The organism is Natronobacterium texcoconense (genome assembly GCF_900104065.1).
Taxonomy (GTDB): Archaea; Halobacteriota; Halobacteria; order Halobacteriales; family Natrialbaceae; genus Natronobacterium; species Natronobacterium texcoconense.
Map to the genome: position 1 here is coordinate 66952 of NZ_FNLC01000008.1, position 21085 is coordinate 88036.

General features: G+C 63.5%; 14 protein-coding genes. 3 read left to right on the forward strand and 11 right to left on the reverse strand.

Features of this window, described 5'->3' with window-relative positions; all coding sequences use genetic code 11:
* Window positions 1-144 precede the first annotated feature (144 nt).
* A complete protein-coding gene (gene gyrA, locus BLR35_RS20065; RefSeq protein WP_090386214.1) occupies window positions 145-2631 on the reverse strand; it encodes a DNA gyrase subunit A in 2487 nt (828 codons plus the stop codon).
* A 196-nt stretch (window positions 2632-2827) separates the two neighbouring features.
* Window positions 2828-4765: a DNA topoisomerase (ATP-hydrolyzing) subunit B gene (gyrB, locus tag BLR35_RS20070; protein ID WP_090386220.1), complete on the reverse strand. Its 1938-nt coding sequence runs from the start codon at window positions 4763-4765 to the stop codon at window positions 2828-2830.
* 192 nt (window positions 4766-4957) lie between these two features.
* Here gyrB and BLR35_RS20075 point away from each other — a divergent pair, with 192 nt between their 5' ends.
* Window positions 4958-5494 (forward strand): hypothetical protein, encoded by a 537-nt coding sequence (locus tag BLR35_RS20075; RefSeq protein ID WP_090386222.1) that lies wholly within the window; start codon window positions 4958-4960, stop codon window positions 5492-5494.
* Between the two features lie 102 nt (window positions 5495-5596).
* On the forward strand, window positions 5597-6184 hold the full coding sequence (locus BLR35_RS20080) for a DoxX family protein (protein WP_090386225.1): 588 nt from the start codon (window positions 5597-5599) through the stop codon (window positions 6182-6184).
* A 20-nt stretch (window positions 6185-6204) separates the two neighbouring features.
* Here the strand turns inward: BLR35_RS20080 and BLR35_RS20085 are convergent, their stop codons facing one another.
* From BLR35_RS20085 to BLR35_RS20125, 9 genes are all read right to left on the reverse strand, one after another.
* A complete protein-coding gene (locus tag BLR35_RS20085; RefSeq protein WP_090386227.1) occupies window positions 6205-7293 on the reverse strand; it encodes a glutamate--cysteine ligase in 1089 nt (362 codons plus the stop codon).
* Window positions 7294-7379: 86 nt separating this feature from the next.
* Window positions 7380-8597 (reverse strand): outer membrane protein assembly factor BamB family protein, encoded by a 1218-nt coding sequence (locus BLR35_RS20090; RefSeq protein ID WP_090386230.1) that lies wholly within the window; start codon window positions 8595-8597, stop codon window positions 7380-7382.
* 44 nt (window positions 8598-8641) lie between these two features.
* Window positions 8642-9271: a fibrillarin-like rRNA/tRNA 2'-O-methyltransferase gene (locus tag BLR35_RS20095; RefSeq protein ID WP_090386234.1), complete on the reverse strand. Its 630-nt coding sequence runs from the start codon at window positions 9269-9271 to the stop codon at window positions 8642-8644.
* Window positions 9264-10136 (reverse strand): NOP5/NOP56 family protein, encoded by an 873-nt coding sequence (locus BLR35_RS20100; RefSeq protein WP_090386259.1) that lies wholly within the window; start codon window positions 10134-10136, stop codon window positions 9264-9266. Before BLR35_RS20100 ends, BLR35_RS20095 begins: the two co-directional genes overlap by 8 nt.
* Window positions 10137-10200: 64 nt before the next feature.
* Window positions 10201-11538 carry an alpha/beta hydrolase gene (locus BLR35_RS20105; protein WP_090386237.1) on the reverse strand — a complete coding sequence of 446 codons (1338 nt, stop codon included), beginning with the start codon at window positions 11536-11538 and terminating at the stop codon, window positions 10201-10203.
* 111 nt (window positions 11539-11649) lie between these two features.
* Entirely contained in the window at window positions 11650-12123 is a 474-nt protein-coding gene (locus tag BLR35_RS20110) for a hypothetical protein (RefSeq protein WP_090386240.1), read from the reverse strand.
* Window positions 12124-12188: 65 nt separating this feature from the next.
* Window positions 12189-13700 (reverse strand): TrkH family potassium uptake protein, encoded by a 1512-nt coding sequence (locus BLR35_RS20115; RefSeq protein ID WP_090386243.1) that lies wholly within the window; start codon window positions 13698-13700, stop codon window positions 12189-12191.
* 66 nt (window positions 13701-13766) lie between these two features.
* Window positions 13767-16118: an amino acid permease gene (locus tag BLR35_RS20120; protein ID WP_090386245.1), complete on the reverse strand. Its 2352-nt coding sequence runs from the start codon at window positions 16116-16118 to the stop codon at window positions 13767-13769.
* A 194-nt stretch (window positions 16119-16312) separates the two neighbouring features.
* Window positions 16313-18613, reverse strand: coding sequence for an amino acid permease (locus BLR35_RS20125; protein WP_090386248.1), 2301 nt, complete (start codon window positions 18611-18613; stop codon window positions 16313-16315).
* A 743-nt stretch (window positions 18614-19356) separates the two neighbouring features.
* Between BLR35_RS20125 and trkA the strand changes: the two genes are divergently transcribed.
* The gene (gene trkA, locus BLR35_RS20130; protein ID WP_090386251.1) at window positions 19357-20691 is read left to right on the forward strand and encodes a Trk system potassium transporter TrkA; all 1335 of its coding nucleotides are present in this window, start codon (window positions 19357-19359) and stop codon (window positions 20689-20691) included.
* Window positions 20692-21085 lie beyond the last annotated feature (394 nt).

Consider the following 21085-nt stretch of genomic DNA (forward strand, 5'->3'; position numbering starts at 1 on the left):
GTTTCGCTCTCCTTCGAAGTCGAATGCCATCTTGCCGTCTCGAGCGTAAGAGTACCAACCGAAACGTTTCACAGCGTTCGTACGTCCGTGGTCCTCCGAACCGCGTCCGTCGTGCAGTCGGGTGTCACCGACTGGCAGTGGGATCTAGTTCGACTCCTCGTCCGTCTCGTCCGCTTCGATCCTGACTGCCGGGATCTCGTCGACGCTGGCGACGGCGTCATCGCCTTCGACCTCCATAACGATCACGCCCATCGTGTTCCGCCCGACGCTGGAAATTTCGTCGACACGAGTGCGGACGATCTGTCCACCTTCACTCATCAGTACCAGTTGATCGTCCGCGTCGACCGCCTTGACCTCGGTGACAGGCCCGTTGCGGTCTCCGGTCTTGATGTCGATCAGTCCCTTCCCGTATCGGGACTGTGTCCGGTACTCCGAGAGCGGCGTCCGCTTGCCGTACCCGTTTCGGGTGACGGTAAGGAGCGCCTGTCCATCGTCCTCGTCGGTGGCGACCATGCCGGCGACGGCGTCGTCGTCTTGTAGTTTGATCCCGTTGACGCCGCGGGCGTTCCGCCCCATCGATCGCACTTCGTCCTCGTCGAACCGGATAGTCATCCCACCCTCGGTCGCGATGACCAGATCCTGGGTGCCGTCGGTGACCTCGACGTCGACGAGTTCGTCGCCCTCCTCGAGGTCGGCCGCGATAATCCCCGTCGAGCGGATGTTGTCGAACTCCTCGCCGGCGGTTCGCTTGACGTAGCCGTGTCGGGTAACCATCGTCACGGACTCGTCGTCGCCGAAGGCGTCGGTGTCGACGATGGCCGTGATATCCTCGCCGTCGTCGAGATCGAGGATGTTGACCGCCGACTTGCCCCGCGCCGTACGGCCCATCTCGGGGATCTCGTAGGTCTTGAGCTGGTAGACTTTCCCCTGATTGGTAAAGCAGAGGAGGTAGTCGTGGGTGTTGGCCTGGAAGACCGTCGAGACGCGGTCGCCTTCCTTGACGTCCGCGCCGATGATCCCCTTGCCGCCGCGACCCTGGGGGTCGAACGCCGAGATCGGCATCCGCTTGACGTAGTCGTCCTCGGTCATGACGACGAAGACCTCCTCCTCGGGGATGAGATCCTCGTGCGTAACCGTCCCCTGGTCCTCGATGATCGAGGTCCGACGGTCGTCGCCGTATTCGTCTTTTACCTCGCGGAGTTCCTCCTTGATGACCTCGAGCAGTTTCTGTTCGCTCTCGAGGATGGCCGTCAGGCGTTCGATCTCGGCCTGGACTTCCTCGTACTCGTCTTCGATCTCGGCGGCCTCTATCGAGGTGAGGCTGCCGAGTTGCATCCGGACGACGTGATCGGCCTGATCCTGCGAGAAGCCGTAGGCGTCCTGCAACGCCTCTTTCGCGTCGTCGCGGGTCTCGCTATCGCGGATCAGTTCGACCACGTCCTCGGCGTTCTCGACGGCCTTCAGGCGGCCCTCGAGGATGTGAGCGCGGTCTTCCGCCTGGGCGAGGTCGTACTCGCTACGTCGGCGAACCACTTCGCGGCGGTGGGCGACGTACTCCTCTAAGGTCTCTTTCAGCGAGAGGACCTGGGGCTGTCCGTCGACCAGCGCGAGGTTGATGACGCCGAACGTTCGCTCTAAGTGGTTCTCGAGCAGTTTGTTCTTGACGACCTCGGTGTTCGCGCCGCGTTTGAGTTCGACGACGATGCGGACGCCGTCCCGGTCGGACTCGTCGCGCAGGTCCGAGATACCCTCGATTTCGCCTTCGTTGACGTCCTCTGCGATGCGCTCGACCATCCGGGCCTTGTTGGCCTGGAACGGAATCTCGGTGATGACGATTCGGTCGCGGTCGTTCTTCCACTCCTCGACCTCGAACTCCGCACGGACGCGGAGACGTCCGCGGCCGGTCTTGTACGCCGAGTAGATGGCGTCGCGACCGACGATGTTCGCACCGGTCGGGAAGTCCGGCCCCTTGACGTATTCCATCAGGTCCTCGACCGTCGCGTCGGGGTTGTCGATGAGTTCGATCGTCGCGTCGATCACCTCGCCGAGGTTGTGCGGCGGGATGTTCGTCGACATCCCGACTGCGATCCCCGAGGAGCCGTTGACCAGCAGGTTCGGGAACGCCGACGGGAGCACGTCGGGTTCCTGCAGGCGGTCGTCGTAGTTCGAGGAGAAGTCGACGGTGTCTTTCTCGATGTCCTCGAGCAATTCCTCCGAGATGGGCGACATACGGGCTTCCGTATATCGCTGTGCGGCGGCCGGGTCGCCGTCCATCGAACCGAAGTTCCCCTGGCCGTCGACCAGCGGATACCGCATCGAGAAGTCCTGGGCCATCCGGACCAGCGTGTCGTAGATCGCGCTGTCGCCGTGCGGGTGGTAGTCACCCATCGTCTCTCCGACGATCGAGGACGACTTGCGGTGGCTGCTCCCGCTCGTAACACCCATCTCGTGCATCGCGTACAGGATGCGCCGATGGACGGGCTTGAGACCGTCTTCGACGCGGGGGAGCGCACGACCCGCGATGACGCTCATCGCATAGTCGATGTAGCTCTGTTCCATCTCGTCCTCGATTCGGACGTTCTCTACCGCTCGAGCCTCTACGTCTGTCGGATCGGGTACGTCTGAACTCATATCTTCATTGGGTTTCGTAGTCTGTGTGAATTAGCTGGCGAGCACTGCATCCGTGAGAGCGTCCGCTCTGCGGACGCTCGAGCGGGCCGACGACCGACCCGGAGCGCGGCTTGCCGCGCGGAGGGAAGGGAGGAGTGCTTTTCATCGAAGTTTTACCGAGGGCGCGGCTACGCCGCGCCCGCAGCGTAAAAGTTCGTTATATGTCGATCCACTCTGCCTCCGGCGCATTTTCCTTGATAAACTGTTTTCGCGGTTCGACGGCGTCGCCCATCAACACCGAGAACATCTTGTCCGCGGCGGCTGCGTCCTCGACAGTGATCTGCTTGAGGATGCGGTTCTCGGGATCCATCGTCGTATCCCAGAGCTGCTGGGGGTTCATCTCGCCAAGTCCCTTGAATCGCTGGACCTGCGTCGGATTACCGTCGCATTTCTCCGCGACGATCTCGTCGCGTTCGGCGTCGGTCATCGCGTCGTAGGTCTCGCCGCGATACCGGATGCGGTAGAGTGGCGGCTGGGTCGCGTAGACGTAGCCACCCTCGAGCAGCGGCCGCATGTGTCGGTAGAAGAACGTCAACATGAGTGTCCGGATGTGGGCGCCGTCGACGTCGGCGTCGGTCGCCATGATGATCTTCTTGTACCGGACGTCCTCGACGTCGAACTCGTCACCGATCCCCGCGCCGATCGCGGTGATCATGTTCCGGATCTCGTCGTTCTCGAGGACACGGTCGAGACGGTGTTTCTCGACGTTCAGAATCTTCCCCTTGATGGGAAGAACGGCCTGGAACTCTGGATTTCGGGCCTGTTTTGCACTGCCACCTGCGGAGTCACCCTCCGCGATGAACAGTTCGGCTTCCTCGGGGTCTTTGGTCTGACAGTCCGCGAGTTTGCCGGGCAGCGAGGTCGAATCGAGTGCGGATTTTCGCCGGGTCAGCTCTTCGGCTTTCTGGGCGGCCTTGCGTGCCTTTGCAGCCTCGACTGCCTTGGTGATGATCGCCTCTGCAGTGTCGGGGTTTTCCTCGAAGTAGGTGCCAAGACCCTCGTGCATGGCGCTCTCGACGATACCCCGGACCTCGCTGTTGCCGAGTTTCGTCTTCGTCTGCCCTTCGAACTGCGGATCGGGGTGTTTGATCGAGACGACGGCCGTCAGTCCCTCACGGATGTCCTCACCCTTGAGGTTCTCGTCGAGATCCGAGAGCAGGCTGTTTTCGTTTGCGTAGTCGTTGACCACGCGGGTCAGCGCAGTCTTGAATCCGGTGAGGTGGGTGCCGCCCTCGCGGGTGTTGATGTTGTTCGCGAAGGCGTGGATCGACCCCTGCAGTTCCTCGGTGGCCTGCATCGCGACCTCGACCTGGATGTTTTGGTCTTCGTCCTCGAAGTAGATGACGTCCTCGTGCATCGCCGAGCGCGTCTCGTTCAGGTACTCGACGAACTCGCGGATGCCACCCTCGTACTCGTACGTTTCCTCGACGAGGTCGTCGTCCGCGTCGCCGGCCTCCTCGCGCTCGTCGCGCAGCGTGATCCGCACGCCGGAGTTGAGGAAGGCCAGTTCACGAAGCCGGTTCGAAAGCGTCGAGAACGAGAAGGAGTCGGCCTCGAAGATCCCGTCGTCGGGCCAGAACCGGATTTCGGTGCCGGCCTCCTCGTCGTCCTCTAAGTCGCGCACCCGTTCCATGTCGCCCATCGGCTCGCCCGCCTCGAACTCGTGACGGTAGACGCCGCCGTCGCGTTTGACCTCGGTCTCGAGGCGTTCGGAGAGGGCGTTGACGACCGAGACGCCGACGCCGTGGAGCCCACCGGAGACCTGGTAGGACTTGTTGTCGAACTTGCCGCCGGCGTGGAGAACCGTCAGAATGACCTCGAGTGCGGGTCGGTCGTACTCTTCGTGTGTATCGACGGGGATGCCACGGCCGTCGTCTGCGACGCTTACCGACTCGTCCTCGTGGATCGTGACGGTGATGTCGTCGCAGTGGCCGGCCAGTGCCTCGTCGATCGAGTTGTCCACCACTTCGTAGACGAGATGGTGGAGTCCTCGAGAATCGGTAGAGCCGATGTACATCGCCGGACGTTTTCGAACGGCTTCCAGGCCTTCCAAGACCTGGATCTGTCCAGCGCCGTACTCGCTTTCCTGGGACATGAGAAACCTGCTTTCGGGTAGTGGACGACGCCTAATAAAGCTTCACGTACGCGCGCGAGCGCGACGCGTGAGTGCCGGCGTAGTTATCAGTTCTCATCCATGCTCCTGCAAGGCGCTTACGGTCCCGTTCCGGCCTGCAACCTCGGGCACCAGACTCTCACTCGAGCGTGGCCGACCACTGCACGAGAGCATATGACGAGACCAGACTGGGACGCGGACGAACACGATCCGGACGCGAAACACGACGAACGCGGCCACAGGAGCGACGACCGGACGGATCGAGACGTTATCGAGTACAGGCCCAACAGGGAGCAACGAGGGACCTGGCTCTCCGCGTTGCTCGCGGTGTTCGGGTTCGCGACGATCGGCGGCGTACTCGTCCTCGAGTTTGCGGCCAGTCACGTCTGGAACGGCGTGCTGGTCGGCTCCGTACTCCTCGTCGTCGGTGCGTACAACCTCTATCGCCGTCGAAGCGAAGAGATCGGGAGCGTCGGTGCTGCCACGCTCGCTACGATCGCTGGCCTGTGGCTGGCGACGTCGCCGTTCCTGTTCGGGCCCGAGTCCGGCGAGGGTGTGGTCGCCGTGGGGACCACCGCCGGTCTCTGGTTTCTCGTGATCGTCGGAGTCGCCACGTTCGCGATCGGGGGCGTCAGCGCTGCCGTCGCTCGCAAGCGGCGGCGAGACGCCGACGCACGACCCACTGCAGTCTACGATCGACGCGGTCAGTAGTTAGTTCGACTTACTTAATCATTCCGGGTATTATGTTCGGTTTATAATTCACGGTCGCATTAACTACCCGTAGTGGTACCCTCGAGTAGAGGAGATTCAACGATGGCAACCAAACGACAACCCGTCGAACGAACGCTCGAGTCGAACATCGCCGGGCGCGACGTCTCGTTCAACTACTCGGAAACGTGGCTGGCGTATTCGATTCTCGGACTGCGACTCGTGATGGCCTGGGTGTTCCTCCAGGCTGGAATCGAGAAGTTGGCCGATGGCGGCATCGGGGATCCGCTCGCGTGGTCTTCCGCCGGCTTCCTGAACAACGCCGTCGCGGAGGCCAACCCGCTGCACGGCCTGTTCGCCTGGTTCGGTAGCAACGCCGCACTCGTCGATCCGATGGTGATCTTCGGCCAGATCCTCATCGGACTGGCGCTGCTGTTCGGGGTTTTCTTCCGATTCGCCGCACTAATGGGCGCGTTCCAGATGCTGTTCTTCTGGACTGCCGCCTGGCAGGGTGGACTGATGGCCGGTTTCCCGGTCGAGAACGGCTACTTCATCGACAGTTCGTTCGTCTACATGCTGTTGCTGTTCGGCCTCGCCGCGTGGGGTGCCGGCCGGATCGTCGGCCTCGACGCGACGCTCGAGGAGACGTCGATCGTCGAGCAGAACCCGTGGCTGCGCTACCTGCTCGGCTAACTTCGGAGAACTCTTTTCGGCTATTTTGCTTCGAGCAACAGCGACTCGCACAGCGCGTCCGGCCCCTGCTCCTCGAGCAGACGTCGCTGTCGCTCGGCGCCGCTTTCGCGTTCGTAGACGTCTTTGATCCCGTCGATCCCCAGGCGTTCGCACTCGCGGTCGACGAGTTCGCCGAGGTCGACGGTTCCGTCCATCTCGCGGTCGAGGAGGTGTGCGTCGTGGCCGTGTCGGATCGCTCGCCACTTGTGCTCGTCGAGCAGTTCGCGCCTGTGTTCTCGTCCGTACCCCGGCGCGCCGTCCTCGTACTCCTCGGCCAATGCCTCGACGAGCGCGTGGGAGTACTCGACGAACGCCATCACGACGTCGGGGTCGGCCTGGCCGTCCGGCGTCCGGATCTCGACGGTCCCGTGGGCGGTGTGGGGGCGGACGTCGTACCAGAGTTCCCCGCGGTCGTTGATCGACTCCGTCTCGAGCATCCGGCGTTCGAACCGGTCGAACGCCTCGTAATCCTCGAAGTACGTCGGCATCCCGGTGTTCGGGAGTCCCTCGAAAATCTTCGCGCGGGCGGACTCGAGTCCGGTGTCGTACCCGTTCCAGAACGGCGAATTCGCGGAGAGTGCGAGCATAATCGGGACGTACCACCGCAACTCGTTTGCGATCCAGACGGCCTTGTCTGCGTCGTCGACGCCGACGTGGACGTGGAGACCGGCGGTCGTGTTCCGATGCTGTGGGTACTGGATCCGGTCGAGTTGCGACCTGTAGCGTGGTTTCTCGGCGTGCTCGAGTTCTCGCCACTTCGCGAGCGGGTGGAGTCCGGCAGCAGCGATCTCGAAGCCGTGCTCGTGGGCGTGATCGAGCAGGGCCTGTCGGATCTCTCCTAACGCGTCGCGAGCGTTGCCGGGGTCTTCGATCAACGGCGTCTGGGTCTCGATAACGAACTTGAACAGTTCGTGGTCGAGTCGGTCCTCGAGAATCTCCGGCGGCTCGTGTTCGTAGACGAGTTCGTCGGTGCCGCTCGTGGGACGGCCACGCTCGTCGACGACGAAACACTCCTCTTCGATCCCCAGCGTACCCATACGCGTGAACGAATCCGGCGACCCGCGTTCCATCGTGTCCTCGTTTCGGCGCCGACAGTAAATACGGTTTGGAGTCGGAGCGAACCGCCGGGATCGGGCGACGCGACCCGCCGGCTTCGTCAGGCTTCCTCGAGCGCGTAGACCGATCCGTCGCCGCTTCCCACGTAGATCGTGCCGTCGACGACTGCCGGCGAACTCGCGACCCAGTTTTCGACGTTGAACTGCCAGCGTATCTCCCCAGTTTCGGCCTCGAGTGCGGTGAGGGCGCCGCTCTCGTTGCCCACGTAGAGGGTGTCCCTGGCGACGGCGGGGCTGCTTCGAATCTCGCCGAAGCCGGTGTGGTACCAGTAGAAATGTTCCGGTCGCGGGGCCCGGTCGTCCTCGGGGTCGCCGGCAGCGGCCGAGAGAGCGTAGATCCGGTTGTCGAAACTTCCGACGAAGACGACGTCGTCGACGACCGCCGGCGAACTCGAGACCGATCCCTCGGTCACGAACTGCCAGTGGAGATCGCCGGAGTCCGCCTCTATCGCGTAGACGGTGTCGTCGTTGCTCCCGACGTAGACGACGCCGTCAGCGACCGTCGGACGGCTCTGGATCCAGTCGTCAGTCTCGAACGTCCACTCCTCGTCGCCGGAGTCAGCATCGACCGCGTAGAGAAAGCCGTCGGTACTTCCGGCGTAGACCGTGTCGTCGGCGACGGCGGGCGCACGCTGTATCGAACCGCCGGCCTCGAACGTCCACTCCTCGTCGCCGCTCTCGGCCTCGAGCGCGTAGAGGTTATCGTCGTTGCTGCCGACGTAGACCGTCCCGTCGACGACCGTGGGACTGCTCGCGACTATCTCGCCCGTCTGGTAGGTCCACTCCTCGTCGCCGGAGTCGGTCGAAAGGGCGTAGACAGTCCCATCGTGGCTGCCGGCGTAGACCGTGCCGTCGACGACCGCAGGGCTGCTCGAGACGCCGTCGCCGGTCTGAACCGCCCACTCCTCGTCGCCGCTTTCGGCGTCGATCGCGTAGATCCCACCGTCGTTGCTGCCGACGTAGACCGTCTCGTCGACGACCGCAGGGCTACTGTAAACGGGCCCGTCGGTCGGGAACGTCCAGCGCGTCTCGACGCCGTCCGTGGGACCGGCGGCTGCCGTGTAGCCGGTGTTTGCGGCGTCGAACTGGAACGACGGCCACGAGTCGGGCGCGTCGTCGGACTCTTCGATCGAGAGGTCCGGGGATTCGTCGTCGGGGTTCGGCCCCTCGTCGGAGTCCGACATACAGCCGGCTAACCCGACAGTGCCGACGACAGCGGCCGCCCGCAAGAATCCGCGCCGATCGCGTTCGTCTCTCATTGCCGAAAGCCACTCGGCCCGGCTACATATGCTTCTTGATACTCTTACGGTCGTGCGACGATCCCGAGGTGGTCCGCGTGGTAGGGCTCGAGTCGCTCGCTCTCGAGAATTTCGTACTCCGACTCGAGTTCCTCGCGAACGTCGGCGAAAACGTCCTCGGGGTCGCGCGTGACGTCCTCGCTTCTGGCCTTCACCGCCAGCAGGAGCCGTCCGTCGTCGGCGAGGAAGCGTCGGTTCTCGAGGGCGACGCGTGCCTGGCCGCGGGTCGCGACGTCCTGTACGACGACGTCGACGTCGGATTCGACGACGTGGGCGTAGGTCTCCGGTTTCCGGGCGTCCGCAAGCAGCGGGAACAGTCGCGGTCGGGAGTCCGCCGCCTCGAGCAGGTCCCGCGCCGGCCGCGCGGCGAACTCGACCGCGTAGGTCGGGCCCGCGAAGTCGGCGACGTGGCTGACCGTCGTTCCGCTCGCAGCACCCAGGTAGAGGGCGGTTTCTCCTCCCTCGAGGCCGGTGTCCATCCCTAGCTCGAGCATCGCACCGAGTTTCGAGCGGTCGGGATTCCAGGCGCGCCACTCTCCATCGGTCGGTTCACCGTAGACCGGTTCGCCACGGGTGGCGAGGCGTTCGGTCCCGCCGACAGAGCGGCGTTCGACGCCGTCGGGGAGGTCAGTCATCGCTCTCACCCCCATCGTCGGCCGTTCGCGCCTGAATCGTCTCGATTCGCTCCGCGAGTTCCGCATCGAGTTCGGGTTTGCGCTCGCCCGAGTAGTGATCGACGCGGGCCGCAATCGCTAGTTTGCCTGCGAGGGCTCGCGCTGCCGAACCGCGGTTCTCGGGATGAGTCCCCTGGATCGCGTCGTGCATGTAGATGATCCCGTGTTTCGGCGACGGAGCGTGGCCACGCAGGTGGGCAAAGAGCGCGTCCTCCGCGCCCAGCACCTGGATCGTACCGCTCGGTTTCTTCGCGAGCGACTCGAGGCCACCGGCGAGCGAGATCAGCCGCGCCGCGAGGACCGGCCCCGCGAGCGCGGAGAGGTTGGGCGCGACCGTGGGTGTGCGTCGCTCGACGAACTCCCGGAGATCGTCGGCTTCGTCCGCGAGGTCGGCGACGCGGTCGGCCAGCGAGACGATCCGGCCCGAGGCCGCCTCGAGGTCGTCGTCCCGGGAGGCGAGGTCGCGGGCGTACTCGACGCCCGTTCCGGCGTCGGGGTCGACGGTGCCGCCCCACTCGGCCAGACGCTCGGCGAGTTCGTTCGCGGTTCGCTCACAGTCGTCCATCGACCGAACGGCGTGGACGAGCTGGCGGTCGTCGGCTCCCTCGCGTTCGGTAATCTCCTCGCGAGCGGCGGCCGTCGTCGCCTCCTTCAGCGCGTCGTAGTAGTCCTCGGCGTCGTCGACGACGCCCGACTCGACGGCCAGCGTCGGCCAGTCGCGTGGCTCGTCGGCGGTTCCGGTCCGGACGGCCTCGGCTGCTGCCTCGAGGTCCGTCGGATCGACGGCCGAGAACCAGCCCGATCCCTCGGGATCAGTTGCAGTCATCACCCACCAGTAGTCGCTCTGCTTGTATATGCGTTCTCGAAACGATGCGTCGGCGACGAGACGATCACTCGAGCGTTTCGAACGCGTCCAGAACGGCCGGCCAGTGATCGTGGGCTGCTTCGGCGTTTCCGGTGTGTGACCCACCGTATCCCAGACCGTACGTCCCATCGGACGGGAAGTACGGCTGGAGGATCGAGTGGCCGGCGTCGTCGTAGACCAGGTGGTCGAACGAGGAATCGTCGGCTTCCTCGAGTCGGTCGGCCGAGAACTCGTGTAGCCGCTCGGCGGGCCACAGGCCGTCGTCGCCGCCCGAGACGAGCAAGACTGGTCCGTGGATCTCTTCGACGGGGATCGTCGCGTCCTCGATGGTGTCCGAGGCCGCAGTCTCGAGGGCCTCGGAGAACCGGTCGACGAGGGGTGTTCCCGGCTCCCGCGGTACGTCGCTCAGCGAGACGTAGGGGACCGGGTCGCCGTCGATCGACCACGAGGAGGTCTCGGGGAGGTCGTCGGCCGAAGAGCCACCTTCCCAGACCACGCCGCTGCCGGCGATCGAGACGACCGGTCCGATCGAGTCGAGTTCGCTGCCGGCGAGCAGGGCGAGTTCACTACCCTTCGAGACGCCCCAGAGCCCAACCCTGTCGCCCGTGACGCCGTCGTACTCGAGCAGCCAGTCGATCGCTCGCTCGACGTACTCGAGCGGGATCTCGACGAGGTCGTCCGGCAGTCCCGGCCCGTCGAAGTACTCGAGCGAGAGAGTCGTGAAGCCGCGCTGAGCGAGTTGGGCGGCGACGTAATCCAGCGAGCCGCCGCCGGAGCCGTGCAGGACGACGATTCCCGGGGATTCCGCGGCGTCGTCGGGTTCGAACACGCTCCCCACGAGGTCGCCGTCAGGTTCGGCATCGGCCTCGAGATCTGGGTAGTGGCGTTCGATCGTCGTCGAGCCGAGTTCCTCCCCGTCGACCCGGACGCTAAACTGCAGCGTCCGTTCGTCGGGCCACTGGAACGCTACCGGCGGTTCGGGACTGTCGCGGTGAAACTCCCACCAGGAGACGTCGGCGAACTGGATCAGCGCGACCGTCGTCGGCACCTCGAGTTCGGGCGGCACGTCGCCGTCGACGATCGGAGCCTCGTTCACGTCGAGGGTTTCGCCGTCCGTCTCGAGCGTGACGGCAGCACCGAACGGCTCGTAGTCCGTTATGTCTCCCTCGAGAACGACCTCGAGATCCGTCTCGGCAGGCACACCGGTGACTTCCATCTCGAACGGTTCGTCGACGCGGACTCGATCGGGATGGTCGAACGATGGTGACAGGTCGTCGTCCGTGCTACAGCCTGCGAGGGCGATACTGCTGCAGCTACCGAGGAGAGCGAGGGTCCGACGCCTCGTTCGTCGGGGACCAGTCATTCGAGTACGCCACGGTACGAGCGTTTCGAGCAAAAGTGTTGGGTGTGGAACACGATGGTGAGGCTCCGGAGACGCTCCCTGTCGAAAGCGACGGACGGGCCGAAACGTCGGCTACTCGAGGTCGCTTCTGACGGTGCTGCCGATCACGAGCGCGGCACCGATGATGACGAGGTTCTTGACGATGTACTGGCCTTCGACGGTGAGTCCGTAGGGGAAGATCGTGAAGACGACGCCGGGCAGGAGGACGATCGGCAGGAAGGTGCCCGGAAGCTGGAGAAAGAGGAGGAAGATTCCCACCCGGATGAGCGGCCGGTAGAGCAGGCTGAGTCCGATGAGGATCTCCCAGACGCCGAGGATGGGGACGAACAGTTCCGGTGGGACGAGGTAGACGGTTGCCGCGACGAGTTCGGCCGCCGGGCTGACGCCGAAGAGCTTGAGCGCGCCGAACCAGACGAACACGATGGCGACGGCGGCCCGCAACACCGGAATCCCCCATCGATTCATCCACGCTGTGATCCGCTCGTCGATCCTGTCGAACTGCTGTCGATACGTCCGGACCCGTTCGGAGACCGTTTCGGTAGCCATACTGATCCTATCAGGTGTACGAGAGCGCGACCGAAAACAGTTCAGCCGGCACCGGGAGACTGGCGTCAGGAGCGCCAGAACTCGGGCGTGAGCAGAACGAGCACTGGAATGATCTCGATGCGGCCGACCCACATCACGACCACCATCACGACCTTGGTCGTCCAGTGGAACACGTCGTAGGTGCCGTACGGCCCGGCGGGACCGAACGCGGGTCCGATGTTCAAAAACGTCGAGGCGGCGGCACCGATGGCCTCGAATTCCCCGAATGCACCACCGTTGTAGAGCCCGGTCCGTGCACCGTCGACGACGATCACGACCGTCACGAGGAAGACGCCGACGATAGCGACCAGCGTGTAGGAGTAGATGTCCCTGATCGTTTCCTCGTCGACCGGCTGGCCGCTGAGACGGATCGGTCGGATCGCCTCGGGGCGAAACGCGGTAAACAGGTTCCGCCTGAACGCCTTCGCGATAACCAGCCAGCGCAACGACTTGATCGAACAGGTCGTCGATCCGGCCATCCCGCCGAGGAACATACACATGAACAGGAGGTGTTTGGCGAACGGCGACCACTCGTTGAAGTCCGCGTTCGCGTACCCGGTCGTCGTGATGATCGAGACGACGTTGAAAACTGACTGGCGAACGGTGTCGTGCAGTCCGTTTCCGGTCGGGTTCCCCTCGAGCGTCAGTATCGTAAACACGAGACCGGCAAAGACGACGATCGTCCCGATGTAGAATCGGAACTCCTCGCTGTTGCGGAGCCGGTCGAGGTTCCCCTTGAGGACGAAGTACATGAGCACGAAGCTGGTCGAGCCGAGGATCATAAAGGGCATGACCGCCCACTGGACGATCGGCTCGAACGCCTCGAGGCTCAGCGGCTCCGGTGAGAAGCCCGCTGTCGCGACGCTCGTAAACGCGTGAGCGACGGCGTTGTAAAGCGTCATGTTCGGCGCGAATCCGAGGAGATGCAGCGAGTAGAGGACGGTCACTGCGATCGCCGTCAGTCCCGTGTACAGCTTCAGGATCAGGCGAGCAGTGTCCTCGACGTGTGGGGTGAGCTTGTTGACGTTGTCGTACTGGGTCTCGGTCTCCATCAGCTGAGCACCGGCGACCGAGAGCTGTGAGAAGATCGCCGTGACGAGAATGAGGATTCCGAGCCCGCCGAGCCACTGGATGAGCTGTCGCCACATCATGATCGAGCGAGCGTGCTCGTCGAAGTCCCGGAGGACGGTCGCTCCCGTGGTCGTAAGTCCGCTCATCGCCTCGAACGCCGCGTTGATCGGATGGGCGATCGTCCCCTGTCCGGCGACGACGAACGGAATCGCCCCGACGAGCGCCACCAGTAGCCAGGTCAACGAGACCATGAGAAACGCCTCTCGTGGCCCGAGCCGGCCGTCGCTCTCGAGACGTTCGAACCCCAGCCCGAGCGCGAGGGTGACGGCGATGGTCACGAGAAACGGGAGGACCGACTCGCCGTAGTAGATCGCAAGAACGAGCGGGAAACACAGCGGTAGAGCAAGCCACTTGAGGACGATACCGGTTAGATGGAGGCTATACCGCCAGGCAACCCGAATTCTCATCGTCGACCTCGTTGCACGATGGTGGCTGTGATTGCGGAACTATTAAGTCCGGCTATAGATGTTCGCTCACCTGGCGAACAGTCGTTCCCAGAGCGACCGGCTCGTCGGCCGTTCGGCCAGTATCACCGAACAGTCGACCTCGTTGACGACGTCGTAGGCGAGCGACCCCCGGAGGAGCCGCGAGAGAAGCCCGCGTTCGGTCGCGCCGATGACGAGCAACGAGTGCTCCGCGGCGGCCCCGGCGATCGCTCCCTCGACGTCACCGGAGGTATCGATCAGGATCTCGGCGTCCTCGAGGTCGTGGTCGCTCGCCCACGCCGTGAGGAACTCCTCACCGTCGACACGGTCCTGATCGCCGTCGACGACGTGCATCAGCGTGATCTCGGAATCGAGCTGATCGCGCATGTAGCGGGCGACCTCGGCGCTCAGGTCGGAGTCGGGTCCGCCGGCAGTCGGCACGAGCACGCGGTCGGTCTCGAGACCTTCGTCGTCGAACACGAGGAAGTCACACGGCAGGTCGTGAGTGAGTTCGTCGATCGGCCGTTCGGCCCGGCCTGCCGTCCACGGACGCCCGGGGCCCCAGCCCATGACGACTTTGTCCGCCTGTTCCCGACGGGCGACGTCGAACAGTTCCTCGAAGCCACGGTGAGAGGCGACCGTCCGAACGTTGACGGGGACGTCCATCGTCTCTGTGCTCTCGCGAACACGGGTCATCAGCCGCTGGGACTCTTCGTCGATGCGCCGGAGGTGTTCGGACCCCTCCTCGAGAGGAGTCTGGTCGGGAACTTCGACGACGTGGACGGCTTCGACGACGCCGTCGTTTGCTTTCGCGACGACACTTGCGAGCGAAAGGAGGTTCGACTCCGTGCGGGGGTTCGAGACGGGGACGACGACCGTGTACTCGTCGTTATCGGCCGGTCGAGCGGCAGTCGCGGCAGACACTGCGACGTCCGGCATCTCCTCGGACCGGTCCAGAATGTACGAACCGAGAATCCCCTCGAGTTCGGTCTCGGTTCGTGCATACCAGAAGTACCAGACGACCGCGAAGACGACGAACGCCCCGGCGATCAGGGTCGCGAGGTTGTCCATGTAGTAGATCAGGGCCAGCGAGAGGACGAAGCCGGTAATCGGCAGGTACGGGTAGAACGGCACCTCGAAGTCCGGATCGTACTCCGGTGGGTTCGTCTCGCGGAAGACGATCAGCGAGGCGTTGATCAGCGCGTAGACGACGAGGTGGAGGATGCTGGCCGCACTCGAGAGAATCTCGACTGTCTCGCCGAGCGCGACGATGAAGATAATAATCATGGCCCCGGTGACCGCGATCGATCGGTACGGCGTCGCGAACCGGGGGTGAATCGCGTTGAGCGAGTCCGAGACGATCTTATCTCGCCCCATCGCGAAGTTGATGCGGGCCGAGGCGAGGATCGACGCGTTCGCGCTCGAAGCCGTCGCGAGCAGTGCCGCGATGGTGATCGACGTCACGCCGGCTCCCAGCAGCGAAATCTCAAGGCTGGCAACCGTGAACGCGTAGTCGAAGACGATCTCGGCGGCGTAGGACATCGGTGCGGCCTCGACTTCGTCGAGGAAGAACTCGTCGTGTGGGATCAGGCCCATCAGGAGGCCGACGAGGATCGTGTAGATCACCATCACGATGCCGACGCTGCCGATAATTGCGATGGGGAGGTTGCGGCCGGGGTTCTTGAGTTCCTCGCCGATCGTCGCAATCTTTGCGTAACCGAGATAGGAGACGAACACGAGCGCTGCGCCGGGAAGGATCGCGGCCGTCCCTTCGGGCGTGTAGCTTCCGTCGACGGTGACGGTTCCCCAGTCGAACGAGAAGAAGCCGACGATGGCGAAGATCGTCAGCAGACCGAGCAGGATCGTAACGATCACGGTCTGGATACCGCCGGTCTCTTTCGCACCCATGTAGTTGACGCCGACGAAGGCGATCCCCGCGAGGACTGCCCCGATCTGTATGTCAGTAAGAACGAGCGGACCGATCGCGATCGTCGGAAGAAGTGCGAGTTCGCCGAGACCAGGAACCGTGACGACGATCCCATCGAGCAGATCGGCGAGATAGCCACCGAATCCGATTGCGTAGAAGGCACTCGCGAACGCGAGGCCGATCCAGTCACCCATTCCCGAGATCGACCCGAACAGCGGTCCGAGTGCCCGGTTGATGTAGTAGTACGCACCGCCGGCTTTCGGCATCGCCGTCCCGAGTTCGCTCACCGAGAACGCGTTTATCATGGCGATCATGCCGCCGATGATAAACGAGAGGACGACTGCCGGCCCCGCTTCCTGGGCAGCGATACCCGGCAGGACGAAAATACCCGCACCGATCATCGTCCCGATACCGATCGCGAGGGCCGAGATCAACCCCAGGTCCTTGGCGAGTTCCTCGTCGCCACCGGTCATCGTCGATCCCTCCGTCTCGAGCGGTCAGCAACGACCGATACTGGACGTATCATGGTAGATCCGGAGCGTACGCGACACTCCCGTTACGGGACGGTTGGATCTCTGAATCTTAACTTATTCGGTTCCGAAAATACGAGCCAATAGGATTGGGGTGATGAAAATAGAGTATATAAGTGAGGTATCGGTTCTGGAGTTCAATCCTCGTTCTCGGACGGTCGGTCGGGGTCCGGCGTCGCTGGTTCCGGAGTAACTCCGGTTCCGTCGTCGGCGCTGGATCCGAATACCCGCTCCCGAAGGCTTCGTTTGTGGCTCTTCTCCGCCAGCAGGACCGAACACTCGACCTCCTCGAGGACGTCGAGGACGAGCGATCCGCGAACGAGCCGCGAGAGCAGGCCTTTCTCCGTCGCGCCGACGATCAACAGCGTCGCGTCCCCGGCGGCGTCGGCGATCTCCGTCTGGACGTCGCCGGTTTCGATCCTGATTTCGGCACCACCGAGATCGTGATCCACGGCCCACGACTCGAGGAACTGTCGTCCATTCTCGCGGTTCTCGGCGACGTGCAACAGCGTCACCTCGGCGTCGTACTGGTCGCGCAGGGCGCGTGCGGCTCCGGCGGCGATGTCCGAGTCCGGGCCGCCTGCCGTCGGCAGGAGGATCCTGGACGGATCGAAGCCGCGATCCCGGAAGACGAGGAAGTCACACGGCAGCGAGTGAGCGAGATCGTCGATCGTCGTCTCGACGCGTCCCGGCGAGCCAGTCGCGTCCGGCCCCCAGCCCATCACACAGACGTCCGCGTCGTATCGCGTCGCCGCGTCGAAGATTTCCTCGAAGCCACGGTGTGAGAGGACGGCGTGCGTCTCGACGTCGACGCCGTACGTTTCGGCGTCGTCACGTGCTTGCTCGAGGATGTGCTGGGCCGTCTCGTACTCCTTCTGGTCGCGAGCAGCCTTGAGCGACGTCTGGTCGGGTACTGTCTCGATGTTGACGGCGACGACCGTCCCGTCGTGCTGGTCTGCGATCGCAGCACCGAGCGTGATGAGGTGGTGCTGGTGTGCGGGGTTCGCCAGCGGCACCATCACGCGGTAGTCGCCACCCTCTGGCTTGACCGACGTCGTCGCCGAGACTGCGGCGTCGGGTAGCTCTTCGGAGCGCTCGAGGACGTACTGCGAGAGGACACCAGGGGATTCGATCTTCGACCGGGCGTAGCCGAGATACCAGACGACGCCGAAGGCGACGAACACGAACGAGAGCGCGATCACGATCGGTTCGATGAAGGCGATCAGCGCGAACGAGAAGATCGCACCCAGAATCGGCGTGATCGGATACAGTGGAACGGTAAAGTCGGGGTCGTACCCCTCGGGTTCGGCCTCGCGGAAGACGATCAACGCGAGGTTCAGGAGTCCGTAGACGATCAGGTGGAGAACGCTACCCGCGGTCGCGAGCATCTCGAGGTTGCCCAGCGCGATGAACACGAGGATCAGAGCGCCGGTAATCGCGATCGCACGATACGGCGTCGCGAACTTCGAGTGGACCTCGTTGATTTTCGGCGTAATAAGTTTGTCACGACCCATCGCGAAGTTGATCCGCGAAGACGCGAGGATCGACGCGTTCGCACTCGAGGCGGTCGCGAGCAGGCCACCGAACAAGAGTGCGACCGCTCCTATCGGGCCGATCAGTAACTCGGCGACGTCGACGACGGCGGTCTCGTTGTTCGCGACCAGATCGGTTTCGACGGCCGCGAGTATCGCAAGCAGGATGAGTGCGTACGACAGCGTTACGATGACGACGCTGCCGATAACCGCACGCGGAAGGTTCTTGCCCGGTTCCTGAATCTCCTCGGCGACGGAGGTAATCTGGACGAAGCCGAGATAGGAGACGAAGATCAGGCCCGTCACCGGAAGCAACGGCGTCCATCCCTCGGGATCGATCGGACGCAGCGTCTCGAGGTCGGCGTTGAGAAGACCGAACAGCGTAAAGACCGTCAGGATCCCCATGAGGGTAACGACGATGACGTTCTGGATCTGGCCCGTCTCCTTGGCACCGACGTAGTTGATTGCGATGAAAAACGCCGCACCGAGCAGGCCGATGACCTGGGCTGGCTCGAGTCCGATCGGACCGAGGGTCACGCCGGAGACGGCCACGAATTCGTTGACGTACTCGCCGAATCCGTACATGTAAAACGCGGAGGCGAAGGCGAGACCCATCCAGTTCCCCCAGCCCGCGATCGACCCAAAGAGTGGCCCGAGCCCCTGGTTCACGTAGTAGTACGCTCCACCGGAGACGGGCATCGCAGTTCCCAGCTCCGATGCCGATAGCGCGGTCAAGATGGCGATGAAGCCACCGATAACGAACGCGAGTGCGGCCAGTGGGCCGAGATCGGCGACGGCCGCACCGGGAAGCACGAAGATGCCCGCGCCGATCATCGTCCCGACGCCGATCGTCAACGCGGCAAGCGGGCCGATGTCTTTCGCGAGTTCTTCTCCCTCTCCACTCATCGTTCCTCCACTTTCGTCCCTGTCCGGGTTCGTATTGATGTAGACATATGCAATTCAATCGTCGATATCGTTCGATCGCTCAGTACGTGGGAGGTCGTTTCGTTCCGCAGAGTCCGCTCGACCGACCCCAGAACATACCGGAACAAGTGGGACCCGACCCTTAATTGGTTCGTTTACCGCTCGGGACCGGTTTACCGTTCCTCGTTCGTCGTTTTACCGAACGTAATCGGAACGTCGTTTGCGTCACCGACATCGAATTCCAGTGCCGTAGCCTGCCGTTCGAACCCGATTTCGTTTCGCCCGCTCAAAATTGATCCAACGAATCGTCTCGAGCGATCGCCGACCGGGAGTATCGGCATCTGAAGACGTGTTTTGGTTCTATATCGTAACTAAGGGAGTTTTCTAATTTCCGTATCGAAAATAGAGTCGGTAAGATTATATGACCGAGCGCAATATCGGTGGCGTATGATGCTATTGGGAGCGAGATCACGCCGGGGTCGGGGGGCAGTAGCGTCCGGCCTCGGTCCGGGACGTGACTCGTGTCCAGCCGTCATGCGGGAGACGCCTCGAGCGGCGTCACCCGATGGCGGAACGGCGTTCGAGACGGAAGACTCCGGAGAGCCCGATTATTTCCGCCAGAAACCTGCGATGGACGAGTCTCGACAGCCTCGAGGGACCACTTCGACCGAGAGCCGCCGGTCAGTCACGTACCCTTACAATCCACTCTCTCGTAGGAGGGAACGATGCGCGTAGTCATCGTCGGGGCTGGCGAAGTCGGACGAGCGATCGCCCGCAACCTGGAAGACGCACACGACGTCGTCGTCGTCGACCGCGACCGCGAGGTCGTCGAGGAACTCACTTACTCGCTCGACGTCCTCTCGATCCGGGGCGACGGGACCGAACTGCGGGCTCTCGAGCAGGCAGACGTCGAGCAGGCCGATCTCGTGATCGCCTGTACCGACGACGACGAGGTCAACGTCGTGATCTGTGGGGCCGCGAAGACGGTTTCCGACGCGTTCACGATCGCTCGCGTCCGCCGTCGGACGCTGCTCGAGACCTGGGAAGGGTCGGAGGGAGCCTTCGGCGTCGACTTCATGGTCTGTACGGACCTGCTGACCGCCCGCGCGATCTTCCGAATCTCCGGGCTTCCAGCCACCCAGGACGTCGATACCTTCGTCGGCGGACTCGTCCGGATGGCGGAGTTCGAGATCGACGACGATAGCCCGGTCGCCGGCAAGACGGTCGTCGAGGCCGACCAGTACGACTCGCTGACCTTCGCAGGGATCTTCCGGGGCGACGAGATGATCGTCGCAACCGGTGACACCGTCCTCGAGTCGGGCGATCGAGTCGTCGTCATCGGGAGTGCCGACTCCGTCTCGGACTTCGCCGCCGACGTCGTCGCACCCACTAGCGACAACGGTGACGAGGTCGTCATCGTCGGTGCGAGCGAGATCGGGTTCCAGGCGGCCCGCGAGTTCGAGGAACACGGCTACCGGCCACGGCTGATCGAGCAGGACCACGACCGCGCCCGCGAGGTCGCCGAAGCGTTACCGGACACGCTGGTGATGGAAAGCGACGCGACCGACACCGAATTCCTCGCCAGAGAGCACGTCGACGAGGCCGACCTCGTCATCTCGGCGCTCGACGGCGACGAGAAGAACCTGCTCGTCTCCCTGCTCTCGCGTCGTCTCGGCGTCGACCGGACAGTCGCCGTTATCGAGAACTTAGAGTACGCGGAGCTGTTCGAGACCGTCGGGATCGACGTCGCGATCAACCCGCGCGAGGAGACGGCCGAGGAAATCGTCCGCTTTACGCGTGCCGGCCAAACCGAGAAGGTCGCGATGCTGGAACACGATCGTGCGGAAGTAATCGAGTTCGAGGTGAGTCGCGACAGCGTTCTGGCCAAGCGGACGATCGTCGACGCGACGACGTCGCTTCCGGACGGCGTCGTCATCGGAGCGATCTCTCGTGGCGGCGAACTCGTCACTCCGCGTGGGGAGACAGTCATCAAACCCGGCGATCACGTCGTGATTTTCGTCGACGCAGCCGTCCTCGAGGAAGTCTTCGAACTGGTGTGACCTCCTCCTCGCCGTAAACGGAGAGGGATCGAAGATCCCTCAGGCAGTCGGGCTATGCCCGACGACGGCGAGGCTTCCCACGGCACCGCACCGCTGAGTTGGGATATTTGCTGGTTTACGACCCGTCGGCATGACGGGCCGATGGCGGGGCCACACCGCCGTTACTCCTATCCCGGCATGGGACTCGGAGTTATCTTGTTGGCCGAGACACCACAGCGGTTCGAGATGGGTGTCTCGAACGTATTGGGTCTCGGAGTCCCAATATTGTGCATTTAGGTGGCGGGGTAACCGCCTCGGTGTACGTCATACTACGACACGATGATCCTTAAATATCCGTATTGCTGCCGAACAGTGATTGTATCAGCGTTGTTGGATTCACGCCCGCCGTAAACGG